The following is a 13400-nucleotide window of genomic DNA, read 5'->3' on the forward strand; positions in this document are numbered from 1 at the left end:
TTTCTTTGGCATCGCCTCAGTGAGTGGCCGGTGCGCAGGCCATCTCGAAGCGCCGCCTCTACATCAGCACAATGTCGTACTGCTCCTGACTCAGATTCGACTCCACCTGCAGCGAAACCGGCTTGCCTATAAAGTCGATCAACATCGCGAGATGCTGCGACTCTTCTTCCAGGAAAAGATCGATCACCTGCTGCGACGCAACCACGCGGAACTCGCGCGGATTGAACTGCCGCGATTCGCGCAGAATTTCGCGCAGCACGTCGTAGCAAACGGTACGCGGCGTCTTCACCTGCCCCTTGCCCTGGCAAACCGGGCAGGGCTCGCACAGCACATGCGCGAGCGATTCGCGCGTGCGCTTGCGCGTCATCTCAACCAGCCCAAGCTGCGAGAAACCATTCACCGTCACACGCGTGCGGTCGCGCGACAACGCGCGCTTCAGTTCGCTCAGCACCTGATCGCGATGCTCGACGTTTTCCATATCGATGAAGTCGATGATGATAACGCCGCCGAGATTGCGCAGCCGCAATTGACGCGCAATGGTGTGCGCCGCCTCGAGGTTGGTCTTGAAGATGGTGTCGTCGAAGTTGCGTGCGCCGACGTAGCCGCCCGTATTCACGTCGATGGTAGTCATCGCCTCGGTCTGGTCGATCACGAGGTAGCCGCCTGACTTCAGGTCCACGCGTCGCGATAGGGCGCGCTGAATTTCGGCTTCGATGTTGTACAGGTCGAAGAGCGGCCGCTCGCCCGTGTAGTGATGCAGTTTCGCGGATACCGCTGGCGTGAACTCGGCCGCGAAATCGGCCAGCATCTGATAGGTTTCGCGCGAATCCACCTGAATGCGCGAGGTCTCGTCGTTGACGAAATCGCGCAGCACGCGCTGCGCGAGGTTCAGGTCCTGATACAGCAAACTGGTGGGCGGCATGCGTTGCCCTTGCGACAGGATCGTCGCCCACGTCTTGCGCAGATACGCGACGTCTGCGGCAAGTTCTTCGCTCGTCGCGTCTTCGGCAATGGTGCGCACGATGTAGCCGCCTTTCTCGTCAGCGGGCAGCACGGCGGTCAGGCGCGCGCGTACGGCTTCGCGCTCGGCCTCGCTTTCGATCTTCTGTGAAATGCCGATATGCGGCTCCTGCGGCAGATACACGAGCGTGCGCCCGGCAATGCTCACCTGCGTGGAAAGCCGCGCGCCTTTCGTGCCGATGGGGTCCTTGACCACCTGAACCATCAGCGTCTGCCCTTCGAACACGATTTTTTCAATGGGCTGATGCGGGCTCTGGTGTTGCGGCTCGCCGGCAATGCGCGGGTGCCAGATGTCGGCAACATGAAGAAACGCGGCGCGCTCCAGACCTATGTCGATAAACGCCGACTGCATGCCTGGCAACACCCGCACAACCTTGCCGAGATAGACGTTGCCCACGCGGCCGCGCGACAGCGTTCGTTCGACGTGAAGTTCCTGGACGGCGCCTTGCTGGACGAGCGCGACGCGCGTTTCCTGCGGCGTGACATTGATCAGGATCTCTTCATTCATGGTGTTGTTCTAGAAGTCGATGCGCGCTGCACGCAGAAGGGCAGCGGTTTCAAAAAGCGGCAAACCCATGATACCTGAATAGGACCCGTCGATATGCTCGACAAACTCCGCGGCGCGTCCCTGCACGCCGTATGCGCCCGCCTTGCCGAGCGGCTCGCCGCTCTCTACATAGCGGCGGATCGCGTCTGCGTGCAACGCAGCAAAGCGCACCTTCGACACGGACAGCGCGGTGGGCAGCAACTCGCCTTGTGCATCCACCACGGCGACGGCGGTCAGCACCTCGTGAGCGCGGCCCGCGAGGCGTGCGAGCATCGCGGCGGCGTCGTCGGCGTCGAGCGGTTTGCCGAGAATCGCATCGTCTATCGTCACCGTTGTGTCCGCAACGAGAATGGGCCGCGCAACATGAGCGCCGGCCACGAGGCGCGCATGCGCGGCACGCGCTTTGGCCACGCAGACGCGCTGCACATAGTCGCGCGCGCGCTCGCCGGGCAGTTCGGCTTCGAGCGCTTCGGCATCCTCATCGGGGCGTGGCAACAGCAGTTCGAAACGCACGCCGATCTGCTGCAACAATTCCTGGCGGCGCGGACTCTGCGAAGCAAGATAGACGAACGGATGCAGCGAAGCGGCGGAGGTCGGCATGAAGAGTCTCGAACAATCGGATAGGAAGAACGCGCGATGACGGTGGCGGGCATCCAACGCCCGGGCGCGCGGCCCACCTCTCTCACGCGCGATGATACGGATGATTTTGCGTGATGGTCCACGCACGGTAAAGCTGTTCGGCAAGCAGCACGCGCACCATCGCGTGCGGCAGCGTGAGGCTCGAGACGCGCAGCAGCATGTCGGCGCGCGCCTTCAGTTCGGGGTCCAGTCCGTCGGCGCCGCCGATCAGAAACGCGACGTCGCGGCCGTCCTGTTGCCAGCCGGGCAGGGCGCCCGCGAGCTGCATCGTGGTCCAGTCTTTACCGCGTTCGTCGAGGGCGACGATGCGCGCGTTCTTCGGCAATGCGGCTTCGATCTTTACACGCTCGGCGGCCATCACACTTTCGGCCGGCCGCCCGGACGAGCGCTGTTCCGGCTTGATCTCGCGCAGCTCGATGCGCAGCTCCGGCGGCATGCGTTTCGCGTATTCGTCGAAGCCGGTGACAATCCAGTCCGGCATCTTGTGGCCGACGGCAAGAATGTGCAGTTTCATGAACTCGTACCGCGTGCCGGTCGGCCGCTTACTTGCGGCGCGCGGCGGTCTTGCGCGCGGGCTTTTTCGCAGCCGGCGCTTCGTCGTCCTCGTCTTCTTCGTCGGCCTCGCTCGAGCGCGCGCCGCCGAACGGATCAGGCGTGGAGAGCTTGATTCGCACCGGCTTCTCGCCCCAGATTTCCTCGAGGTTGTAGTACTGGCGCAGCGCCGGCTGCAGGATGTGGACAATCGCGTCGCCGCAATCCACCAGCACCCATTCGCCGATGTCCTCGCCCTCGGTGCTGACGATCTCGCCGCCGGCTTCTTTCACGCCTTCGCGCACGCTCGAGGCAAGCGCCTTGGTTTGCCGGTTGGAGGTGCCGCTCGCGACGATCACGCGATCGAACAGCGCGGTCAGATGGCTGGTGTTGAACACCCTGATGTCTTGCGCCTTGACGTCTTCGAGAGCGTCGACAATCACGCGTTGCAGTTTGCGAATATCCATAGGATTACCGGTGGTACAGATGATGTTGAAGGATGTAGTCCCACACCGCGGTGGGGACATGGCTTGCGGCCTCGCCGTGCTGTTCGCCGCCCACCTGGGCAAGCCGCTGGCTCACCTGCTCGCGCAGATGCGCGCGAATGTCGGTGGCCGAGACATTGAACGCAAGCGTCGTGTCGATCAGCAGGTGGCCGCAAGGTGTGGCTTGCAGAACCTCGGCGCTGGCGCAGCGTGCGTCGAATTCCCGCGCGAGCGCGGGCGGAATCGACGCGAGATCGAAACCGGGCCGGGTAGCCGCGCAGATGTGCGCGAACTCGAACAGGCGCCGCCAGTCGCGCCATGTGTCCAGATGCACGAGTTGGTCCGCGCCGATCAGCAAGGCAATCGACGCGTCGCTGCCTTCGCGTTCGCGCCAGCGCTGCAGCGTGTCGACCGTGTAGGTCGGACCGTTGTGCTCGATTTCGTCGGTTGCGACGCGCACCGTGACGCCGGGCAGCTTCAGTTCACTTGCCGCCGCGCGCGTCATGGCAAGCCGATGCACGGCGGGCGACACGTCGGCTTTCTGCCAGGGCTGGCCGGCCGGCAACAGCACCAGCTCGGTCAGTCGCAGCACGTCGGCAAAACGCCGCGCGAGCGCGAGGTGGCCGTCGTGAATCGGGTCGAAGGTGCCGCCGAGCAAACCGATCCGGCGAGGCAGTGCAGCGGAATGAGCGTTCGGCTTCAGGTGAAGATCCTTTGTCGTAGCCACGTGTGAGGCAGTGTGCGGGTCCGGGTGTCCGGAGCGCTCACACCCACTCGCGCGGCACGAGAAAATCGCTGTAAAGGCGCGCTTCGGGCGTGCCCGGCTCGGGCTGCCAGTTGTAGCGCCAGTTCGCCACAGGCGGCATCGACATCAGGATCGATTCGGTGCGTCCGCCGCTCTGCAGTCCAAACAGTGTGCCACGGTCGAAGACCAGATTGAACTCGACGTAGCGTCCGCGGCGGTAAGCCTGGAAATCGCGCTCGGCCTGGCCGTACGGAATGTTGCGGCGCTTTTCGATGATTGGCAGGTACGCCTTGAGGAATCCCTCGCCCACGCTTTTGAGCATCGCGAACGATTGCTCGAAGCCCGGTGCCGAGTAATCGTCGAAAAAAATTCCGCCTATGCCGCGCGCCTCGTTCCTGTGCTTGAGGAAGAAGTACTCGTCGCACCAGCGCTTGAAACTCGGGTAGAGGTCGGCGCCATAAGGCTCGAGCGCGTCGCGGCAGGTGCGGTGAAAGTGCTGCGCGTCTTCTTCGTAGCCGTAGTAGGGCGTCAGGTCCATGCCGCCGCCGAACCAGAACACCGGTTCCTCGCCGGCCTTGGTCGCGATCAGCAAACGCACGTTCATATGCACGGTCGGACAGTACGGATTGTGCGGATGCAGCACGAGCGACACGCCCATGGCCTCGAAGCCGCGCCCGGCCAGTTGCGGGCGCGCGGCGCTCGCGGAGCCCGGCAGCGCGTCGCCGGCCACGTCCGAAAAACCGATGCCCGCTCGCTCGAAGAAGTTGCCGCCTTCGAGAATGCGCGTGCAGCCGCCGCCGCGCAGCTTTTCGCCGGGCGTGCGCTGCCATGCGTCGGTGGCGAAGGGCTTGCCGTCGAAAGCGCCCAGCGTGTCGGCGATATGGGTTTGCAGGCTTTGCAGCCAGGTGCGCACGGCCTGTGCGTCGTAGCTCGAATCGGTCATCAATGCAGGTGCTGAAGGCGGCACGCGGGTGCCGCGGGTTCGTCGCGATGCGCCGCCGCGCACCCGCAGTTTAGCGCCGTTGGCGCCACGCCCGGGCGCGACGGAGGGCGTCTCAGTGCTTCCCTTCGGTCCTGGCGTCGTGCTTGCGGTTCAGCGCGCGGTAGCCGATGTCGCGCCGGTATTGCATGCCGTCGAACGAAATCTGGTTGATCGTTTCGTACGCGACCGACTGCGCGCTGCGGACCGAATCGGCCAGACCCACCACGCACAGCACGCGCCCGCCGGAGGTCAGCAGCTTGCCGTCCGTCAGCGTGGTGCCCGCGTGGAAAGTGACCGAATCCGCCGTTTCAGCGGGAATGTCGTTGATGCGGTCGCCCTTGCGCGGCGTGTCGGGATAGTTGTGCGCGGCGAGCACGACGCCTAGCGCCGTGCGGCGGTCCCACTCCAGTTCGACCGTGTCGAGCGTGCCGGCGATGGCCTGCTCGACCACCTTCGAATAGTCGCCCTTCAGACGCGCCATGATCGGCTGGGTTTCGGGGTCGCCCATTCGGCAGTTGAACTCGAGCGTCTTCGGATTGCCTTGCGCGTCGATCATCAGGCCGGCGTACAGAAAGCCGGTGTAGCGAATGCCTTCCTTCTCCATGCCGCGCACCGTCGGCAGGATGATTTCGCGCATCACGCGCGCGTGCAGTTGCGGCGTGACGATCGGCGCAGGCGAATAGGCGCCCATGCCGCCGGTGTTCGGGCCCTGGTCGCCGTCGAGCAGACGCTTGTGGTCCTGGCTCGACGCGAGCGGCAGCACGTGCTTGCCGTCCACCATCACGATGAAGCTTGCTTCCTCGCCGGCCAGAAACTCTTCGATCACCACGCGCGCGCCCGCGTCGCCGAGCTTGTTGTCCGCCAGCATCATGTCCACGGCAGCGTGCGCTTCTTCCAGCGTTTGCGCCACGACGACGCCCTTGCCGGCAGCGAGACCGTCCGCCTTGATGACGATGGGCGCGCCCTTGGCGTCGAGGTACGCGTGCGCGGCGGCGACGTCGGCGAAGGTTTCGTACTCGGCGGTCGGAATCGCGTGACGCTTCATGAACGCCTTCGCGAAGTCTTTCGAGCTTTCGAGCTGCGCCGCTTCCCTGGTCGGCCCGAAAATCTTCAGCCCGCGCGAGCGGAACAGATTGACGATGCCCGCCGCGAGGGGCGCTTCCGGCCCGACCAGCGTAAAGGCAATCTGTTCTTTCTCGACAAAATCGGCGAGCGCGTCCAGCTCTGTAATGTCGACGTTGCGCAGGCGCTCGTCCTGGGCGGTGCCGCCGTTGCCAGGAGCCACGTAGACGAGCTGGACCCGCGGCGACTGCGCGAGCTTCCACGCGAGCGCATGTTCGCGACCGCCGGAACCGACGACGAGTAACTTCATGTGAATCCCCGAAACTTAGAAACCATAAACGGCGCCCGCCCGATGCGGCGGCGAGCCGTGCAATAACAGTGAGTTCCGCCATGCGTGCCGCCGGGCGAGGCGGGCGCAACGCATGGCGAGCCCGGATGAAAGCGGCGCCCGCACACCGACGCGCCGGCCTGGCGACGCCCGTTCAGCAGCAACGTTGAAGCGTTCCGGCGGCGTGCGCGGCATGAGCGCAGCATACGCGCGGCATGAGCGGGCGCACGCCGGCAAGCGGCTTCATTCGTCGGCGATCGCGGCGTTCGTATAGACTTCCTGCACGTCGTCCAGATTTTCCAGCGCGTCGAGCAGCTTCTGCATTTTCACCGCGTCGTCGCCGGTGAACTCGACTTCCGTCTGAGGTTTCATCGTGACTTCGGCCACTTCCGCCTTGAAGCCGGCCGCTTCCAGCGCGGCCTTGACCTTCGGAAAGTCGTTCGGCGGGCACAGTACTTCAATGCTGCCGTCTTCGTTCGTGACGACGTCGTCTGCACCGGCTTCGAGCGCGGCTTCCATCAGCTTGTCTTCGGGCGTGCCCGGTGCGAACAGGAACTGGCCGACGTGATCGAACATGAACGACACCGAGCCGTCCGTGCCCATGTTGCCGCCGTTCTTCGAAAACGCGTGGCGCACTTCCGCCACCGTGCGCGTACGGTTGTCGGTCATGGTGTCGACGATCACCGCCGCACCGCCGATGCCGTAGCCTTCGTAGCGGATTTCTTCGTAGTTCGCGCCGTCCACACCGCCCACGCCGCGCTGGATCGCACGGTTGACGTTGTCTTTGGGCATGTTGGCGTCGTACGCCTTTTCGACGGCGAGCCGCAGACGCGGGTTCGAGTCGATGTCGCCGCCGCCCATGCGCGCCGCGACCTGAATTTCCTTGATGAGCCGCGTCCAGACCTTGCCGCGCTTGGCATCGGCCGCTGCTTTCTTATGCTTGATGTTGGCCCATTTCGAATGACCCGCCATACCTTTCTCCGTCGCGCGCGCCAGTGGGCGCCCGCATTGTGCAATTGTCGTTGCGATTTTTCGGGCGCTCGTAAAAGGCGCGCCTCGATGTCAAACCGTGCCGGTGTTTCTGCCCGCCCGCTTTGCGCCGCGTCCGGCCGGCCGCCGCGCCCGTCTTTGCGTGTGCGTCTGGCTTTGCGCCGGCGCGCACGCCTGCGTTGGCGTTCACGTTTCAGTCCGCGTGTGCTGCGTTTGCCGCGTTTGCCGTGTTTGCCGTGTTTGCGTTTGTGAACGCAGGTGCCTGCGCATTTGCAGCCACACCGCGCCGCTCGCAAGCCGGCTCCGGCAAGCCGGGCGGGCCATCGTGCGCGGCACACACCGCGCATGCGCTCGCCTTTGTCCGGGTGAGCTCGCATCGCGCACTGGAACGCCCGCCGCGCCTCGCATTGCGTGCAAGGCACGTGATTCAGGCGGATTTGAATTTTATCACGCCGCGCGGCCGCGACAGCGGCCGGCGTGGCGTGAAACTGCACGGAAAGTGTGCGAAAACCACGCGTTTGCGGCGCGATCACACGCCGCACGGCGGTTTTTCAACCGCGTCTCAGTTTTTCGTGCCGAACAGGCGGTCGCCCGCGTCGCCGAGACCCGGCACGATGTACGCGTGTTCGTTCAGATGCGAGTCGAGCGAGGCCACGTAGAGCTTCACGTCCGGATGCGCGTCCTGGAACACCTGCACGCCCTCGGGCGCCGCCACCAGAGCGAGGAACAGGATGTTTTCCGCAGCCACGTTGCGGCGCTTGAGCACGTCGACCGCATGCACGGCGGAATAGCCGGTCGCGACCATCGGGTCGCACAGAATGAACACGCGGTCTTCCAGGTCGGGCAGGCGCACCAGATATTCCACCGGCCGGTGGTCCTCGGCGCGATAGACGCCGATGTGGCCCACGCGGGCCGACGGCACGAGCTCCAGCAAGCCGTCCGACATGCCGATGCCCGCGCGCAGCACCGGCACGATGGCGAGCTTCTTGCCTGCGATCACCGGCGCGTCGATCTCGACGAGCGGCGTGCTCAGGCGGCGCGTGGTCATCGGCAGGTTGCGGGTGATTTCGTAGCCCATCAGCAGCGTGATCTCGCGCAGCAGTTCGCGGAATGTGCGCGTCGAGGTGTCCCGGTCGCGCATGTGCGACAGCTTGTGCTGGATCAGCGGGTGATCGAGGATGAAGAGATTGGGGAAACGGCTGTCCTGAGTCATGGCGGGGGCACGAGCGGCGGGTGAAAGGTCGATCCGGGTCGATTCAGGTCGATTCGTCTCGATCCGGAAATCGGTTCGGCGCGCCGCCGGCCGGCAAACCACTTCCGTCAGCCGGCAAACGCGCCACGGCGCAAGTTTACCGAAAGAGTGCCACCCGAAGATACCGGAGATTGCAGCCACCCGGCGCAGCCTGGCACTGATTCTTCTAGAATCGGGGGAAACTTTGCAACCATCGGCACAAGCAACGAGGAGAACGCATACATGGACATGGGAATGGCGGGGCGCACAGCGCTCGTTTGCGCGGCGAGCAAGGGTCTGGGGCGCGGCTGTGCCGAAGCGCTCGCGGCCGAGGGCGTCAACCTGACGATCGTCGCTCGCACCGCCGGGACGCTCGAGGCGACGGCCGAGCACATCCGCCGCCAGAGCGGTGTAGAAGTGAAGACGGTCGCGTGCGACATCACCACGCCCGAAGGCCGGGCTGCGGCGCTGGCGGCGTGCCCGCAGCCGGACATTCTCGTCAATAACGCGGGCGGGCCGCCGCCGGGCGACTTTCGCAACTTCACGCACGACGACTGGATTCGCGCGCTCGAAAGCAACATGCTCACGCCCATCGAACTGATCCGCGCGACCATCGACTCGATGAGCGCGCGCGGCTACGGGCGCATCGTCAACATCACGAGTTCGGCGGTGAAGGCGCCGATCGACGTGCTGGGCCTTTCCAACGGCGCACGTTCGGGACTCACCGGCTTTGTCGCGGGTCTCGCGCGCAAAGTGGCGCCGACCGGCGTGACGATCAACAATCTGCTGCCGGGCATGTTCGACACGGACCGCATTGCCGTCACTATGGCGGCCACGGCCAAAGCGAACAACATTTCCGTCGAAGAAGCGCGCCAGCAGCGCATGAAGGCAATTCCCGCCGGCCGCTTCGGCACGCCCGCGGAGTTCGGCCGCGCCTGTGCCTTCCTGTGCAGCGTGCATGCCGGTTACATCACAGGGCAGAACTGGTTGATCGACGGCGGCGCGTACCCCGGCACTTTCTGACGCGCATACGTGCGTTGCCGCAGCATCCGCTGCAACATCACAACAACGACAATCACAACGGTTTCAGGAGTCTTACGTCATGACCACCCGCATAGCGCTGATCGCGCACGATCACAAGAAGGACGACATCGTCCGCCTCGCCGGCGAGTACGTCGACACGCTGCGGCGCTGCGACATCATCGCGACCGGCACGACCGGCGGGCGCATCAGCGAAGCACACGGCCTGCCGGTAGAGCGCATGCTGTCCGGTCCGCATGGCGGCGACCTGCAGATCGGCGCGCAACTCGCGGAAGGGCGCGTGGACATGGTGATCTTCCTGCGCGATCCGATGACGCCGCAACCGCATGAGCCGGACATCAACGCGCTGGTGCGCGCGTGCGACGTGCACAACATTCCGTGCGCGACCAATATTTCGACGGCGCGCATGATTCTGGACGTGCTCACGCTGCGCCTCGCGCAACAGGCCTGACGCTGCTTGCGCCGCCGGGTATCCCGGCAACACAGGCGAACCCAGGCAAACCCAGGCGACCCCAGGCACCCCAGGCAACACCATCAGCCGGCATTCGCCATCAAGGAGACGTGAATGGTCAAAGCAATCCGATTCGATAAAACCGGCGGGCCCGAAGTGATGAAATGGGTCGACGTCGAAGTGGGCGAGCCCGCAGCGGGCGAGATCCGCATCCGTCAGACGGCGGTCGGGCTCAACTATATCGACGTGTACTTTCGCACCGGCCTGTATCCGCTGCCCTTGCCGGGTGGCCTCGGCATGGAAGCCGCTGGAGAAGTGATAGCGGTCGGCACGGGCGTGAGCGATCTGAAAGCGGGCGACCGCGTCGCCTACGTCGCGCGACCGCCCGGCGCCTATGCACAGGAGCGCGTGCTGCCGGCGGCGCAGGTCATCAGGCTGCCGGACGCGATCAGCGACGAACAGGCCGCCTCCGTCATGCTGCAAGGGCTCACCGCGCAATACCTGCTGCGCCGCACGTACCCGGTGAAAGCCGGCGACACGATCCTGATTCAGGCTGCGGCGGGCGGCGTCGGTCTGCTGGTGTGCCAGTGGGCGAAGGCGCTCGGTGCGACCGTGATCGGTACCGTGGGCTCCGACGAAAAAGCGGAGATCGCCAAAGCGCACGGCTGCGACCACGCCATCGTCTACACGCGCGAGAACTTCACGAAGCGCGTGCGCGAGATCACCAATGGCGCGGGCGTGCCGGTCGTGTACGACTCCATCGGCAAGGACACGTTTGCCGGCTCGCTCGATTGCCTCGCGCCGCTTGGCATGTTCGTGAGCTTCGGCAATGCGTCCGGGCCGCTGCCGCCTATCGACTCGTCGGAATTCGCCGGACGCGGTTCGCTGTTTTTCACGCGTCCCACGCTGTTCACGTATATAGGCAAGCGCAGCGACTACGAGGCAATGGCCGCCGAACTGTTCGGCGTGCTGACCTCGGGCAAGGTGAAGACGAGCATCAATCAGCGCTATGCGCTTTCCGACGTGGGACAGGCGCACGCGGACCTCGAAGCGCGCAAGACCACAGGCTCGACCATCCTGCTGCCGTAGTCTCGTCACGCATTTTCGCGGACCCCAAGGGCCGTTCCATCTCGCGATGGAGCGGCCCTTGGTTTTTGTGGCTGTCGGTTCTCTGCGTTTACGGGATTTTTATACGGCCTGCGCGAGCTTTGATCAGGTCTTTACGCGCTCGCGACTATCGTTGCGGCTATCCAAAGTCCGTCAATGGAGAACAAAAATGGATGTGCTGTACGTCGGGGCCATTGCGCTTTTTGCCGCGCTGACCTTTGCACTGATCGCCGGCTGCGAGAAGCTGCTGCTGTCGCGGCGTGGGCAGGGAGCGCGCTCATGAACTGGATGCTGTGGATGTCGGGCGCCGCGACCGCGCTGCTGTTTGCGTACCTGGTGTATGCGCTTTTGCGCGCGGAGGACATCGAATGAATTCGAACAATGTCCTCCAGGCCGGGCTTTTCATCGTCGTGCTGCTTGCCGCGGCAGTGCCGCTCGCGCGTTATCTCGGCGGCGTGATGGACGGCACCTCGCGCGTGCTGCGCATCGGCGCGCCGCTCGAGCGGCTGCTGTATCGCATGGCCGGTGTGGACCCATCGAGCGAAATGAGCTGGAAGCAGTACGCGCTCGCCACGATTGCATTCAACGTGCTGGGCGCGCTGTTCCTGTACCTGCTGTTGCGCGTGCAAGGCTGGCTGCCCGGCAATCCGCAGCAACTGGGCGCGATGACCGTGGACGGCGCGTTCAACACCGCCGTCAGTTTCGTGACCAACACCAACTGGCAGGACTACACGCCCGAGCAAACGGTTGGCTACCTCACGCAGATGCTCGGCCTGACCGTGCAGAACTTCCTGTCCGCCGCGACCGGAATCGTGGTGGCGATTGCGCTGCTGCGCGGTTTTGCGCGCCATAGCGCGCAAACCATCGGCAACTTCTGGGTCGACCTGACGCGCGTCGCGCTATACGTCCTGCTGCCGATGTCGATCATTCTCGCCACGCTGCTGATGAGCCAGGGCGTGATTCAGAACTTCAAGGCCTACGAGAACGTAGCCACCTTGCAGACCACAAGCTACGCCGCGCCGAAGCTGGATGCGCAGGGCAATCCGCTGAAGGACGCGAAGGGCAATGCACTGACGGTCGACACGCCCGTCAGCACACAGACCCTCGCGATGGGCCCGGTCGCTTCGCAGGAAGCGATCAAGATGCTCGGCACGAACGGCGGCGGCTTTTTCAACGGCAACTCGGCGCACCCTTTTGAAAACCCGACGCCGTTCGCCAACTTCCTGCAAATGTTCGCCATCCTGATCATTCCAGCGGCGCTCGCGCTGGTGTTCGGCCGGATGATCGCCGACCGCCGCCAGGGCATTGCGGTACTCGCTGCGATGACCATTGCGTTCGGCGTGTGCGTATTCGCGGAGATCGGTGCGGAGCAAAGCGGCAATCCGGCCTTTGCCGCGTTGCATGTGGACCAGTCCGCGAACGCCATGCAGTCCGGCGGCAACGCGGAGGGCAAGGAAACCCGCTTCGGCATCGCGCAGTCCGGCATCTTCACGATTGCGACCACGGCGGCTTCGTGCGGTGCGGTCGCCAACATGCACGACTCGCTCACGCCGCTTGGCGGGCTCTATCCGCTGCTGTTGATGCAGCTTGGCGAAGTCATTTTCGGCGGGGTCGGCTCGGGGCTGTACGGCATGCTCGTATTCGCATTGCTCGCGGTGTTCGTGGCGGGCCTGATGATCGGCCGCACGCCCGAGTATGTCGGCAAGAAGATCGAAGCGTATGAGATGAAGATGGTGTCCATCGTCGTGCTGCTGACGCCGCTGCTGGTGCTGGTCGGCACCTCGATCGCGGTGCTGAGCGACGCCGGCAAGGCAGGGATCGCGAACCCGGGTGCCCACGGCTTCTCGGAAATTCTCTACGCGTTCAGCTCGGCCGCGAACAACAACGGCAGCGCGTTCGCGGGCCTGACCGTGGGCACGCCGTTCTACAACTGGCTGACCGCCATCGCGATGTGGTTCGGCCGCTTCGGCACCATCGTTCCGGTGCTCGCGATTGCCGGCTCGCTCGCCGCGAAAAAACGCATCGGCGTGACGGGCGGCACATTGCCCACGCATGGTCCGCTCTTCGTCGTGCTGTTGCTCGGCACCGTGCTGCTTGTCGGTGCGCTCACCTACGTGCCCGCGCTGGCGCTCGGTCCCGGCGTCGAACATCTGACGATGACGGGCGCGCACTGACGCGGCGCCATGACAGGCAACGAGTCGATGCGCGCTCACGCGTGCATCAGCAGGCAATGCGAATTTC

At 64.7% G+C, this 13400-nt stretch carries 15 protein-coding genes; 6 read left to right on the plus strand and 9 right to left on the minus strand.

Annotated elements, in window-relative coordinates; genetic code table 11:
• Window positions 1–58 precede the first annotated feature (58 nt).
• The 9 genes from rng to upp all read right to left on the minus strand — a co-directional run bounded on the left by rng (window position 59) and on the right by upp (window position 8542).
• A complete protein-coding gene (gene rng / locus JNB89_RS24580) occupies window positions 59–1528 on the minus strand; it encodes a ribonuclease G (RefSeq protein WP_013339918.1) in 1470 nt (489 codons plus the stop codon).
• A gap of 9 nt (window positions 1529–1537) precedes the next feature.
• Window positions 1538–2167: a Maf family protein gene (locus JNB89_RS24585; RefSeq protein ID WP_013339917.1), complete on the minus strand. Its 630-nt coding sequence runs from the start codon at window positions 2165–2167 to the stop codon at window positions 1538–1540.
• Window positions 2168–2249: 82 nt separating this feature from the next.
• The gene (gene rlmH, locus JNB89_RS24590) at window positions 2250–2720 is read right to left on the minus strand and encodes a 23S rRNA (pseudouridine(1915)-N(3))-methyltransferase RlmH (protein ID WP_220363923.1); all 471 of its coding nucleotides are present in this window, start codon (window positions 2718–2720) and stop codon (window positions 2250–2252) included.
• Between the two features lie 28 nt (window positions 2721–2748).
• Window positions 2749–3204 carry a ribosome silencing factor gene (gene rsfS / locus JNB89_RS24595; RefSeq protein WP_041728204.1) on the minus strand — a complete coding sequence of 152 codons (456 nt, stop codon included), beginning with the start codon at window positions 3202–3204 and terminating at the stop codon, window positions 2749–2751.
• Between the two features lie 4 nt (window positions 3205–3208).
• A complete protein-coding gene (locus JNB89_RS24600) occupies window positions 3209–3949 on the minus strand; it encodes a nicotinate-nucleotide adenylyltransferase (protein ID WP_220363924.1) in 741 nt (246 codons plus the stop codon).
• Between the two features lie 37 nt (window positions 3950–3986).
• Window positions 3987–4910 (minus strand): oxygen-dependent coproporphyrinogen oxidase, encoded by a 924-nt coding sequence (gene hemF / locus JNB89_RS24605; protein WP_220363925.1) that lies wholly within the window; start codon window positions 4908–4910, stop codon window positions 3987–3989.
• 112 nt (window positions 4911–5022) lie between these two features.
• Window positions 5023–6321, minus strand: coding sequence for a phosphoribosylamine--glycine ligase (gene purD / locus JNB89_RS24610; RefSeq protein ID WP_013339912.1), 1299 nt, complete (start codon window positions 6319–6321; stop codon window positions 5023–5025).
• Window positions 6322–6582: 261 nt separating this feature from the next.
• Entirely contained in the window at window positions 6583–7311 is a 729-nt protein-coding gene (locus JNB89_RS24615) for a YebC/PmpR family DNA-binding transcriptional regulator (RefSeq protein WP_013339911.1), read from the minus strand.
• 580 nt (window positions 7312–7891) lie between these two features.
• Window positions 7892–8542 carry a uracil phosphoribosyltransferase gene (upp, locus tag JNB89_RS24620; protein WP_013339910.1) on the minus strand — a complete coding sequence of 217 codons (651 nt, stop codon included), beginning with the start codon at window positions 8540–8542 and terminating at the stop codon, window positions 7892–7894.
• A gap of 261 nt (window positions 8543–8803) precedes the next feature.
• Between upp and JNB89_RS24625 the strand changes: the two genes are divergently transcribed.
• The 6 genes from JNB89_RS24625 to kdpA all read left to right on the plus strand — a co-directional run bounded on the left by JNB89_RS24625 (window position 8804) and on the right by kdpA (window position 13333).
• On the plus strand, window positions 8804–9583 hold the full coding sequence (locus JNB89_RS24625; protein ID WP_220363926.1) for an SDR family oxidoreductase: 780 nt from the start codon (window positions 8804–8806) through the stop codon (window positions 9581–9583).
• A 79-nt stretch (window positions 9584–9662) separates the two neighbouring features.
• The gene (locus tag JNB89_RS24630) at window positions 9663–10052 is read left to right on the plus strand and encodes a methylglyoxal synthase (protein WP_013339908.1); all 390 of its coding nucleotides are present in this window, start codon (window positions 9663–9665) and stop codon (window positions 10050–10052) included.
• A gap of 114 nt (window positions 10053–10166) precedes the next feature.
• A complete protein-coding gene (locus tag JNB89_RS24635; RefSeq protein ID WP_220363927.1) occupies window positions 10167–11141 on the plus strand; it encodes a quinone oxidoreductase family protein in 975 nt (324 codons plus the stop codon).
• 187 nt (window positions 11142–11328) lie between these two features.
• The gene (locus JNB89_RS24640) at window positions 11329–11442 is read left to right on the plus strand and encodes a hypothetical protein (RefSeq protein WP_013339906.1); all 114 of its coding nucleotides are present in this window, start codon (window positions 11329–11331) and stop codon (window positions 11440–11442) included.
• Window positions 11439–11531: a K(+)-transporting ATPase subunit F gene (gene kdpF / locus JNB89_RS24645; protein WP_006048244.1), complete on the plus strand. Its 93-nt coding sequence runs from the start codon at window positions 11439–11441 to the stop codon at window positions 11529–11531. The genes JNB89_RS24640 and kdpF overlap by 4 nt, the downstream gene beginning before the upstream one ends.
• Entirely contained in the window at window positions 11528–13333 is a 1806-nt protein-coding gene (gene kdpA, locus JNB89_RS24650) for a potassium-transporting ATPase subunit KdpA (RefSeq protein ID WP_220363928.1), read from the plus strand. Before kdpF ends, kdpA begins: the two co-directional genes overlap by 4 nt.
• The last annotated feature ends 67 nt before the right edge of the window (window positions 13334–13400 follow it).

Source organism: Paraburkholderia phenoliruptrix (assembly GCF_019511605.1).
Lineage (GTDB): Bacteria > Pseudomonadota > Gammaproteobacteria > Burkholderiales > Burkholderiaceae > Paraburkholderia > Paraburkholderia phenoliruptrix_A.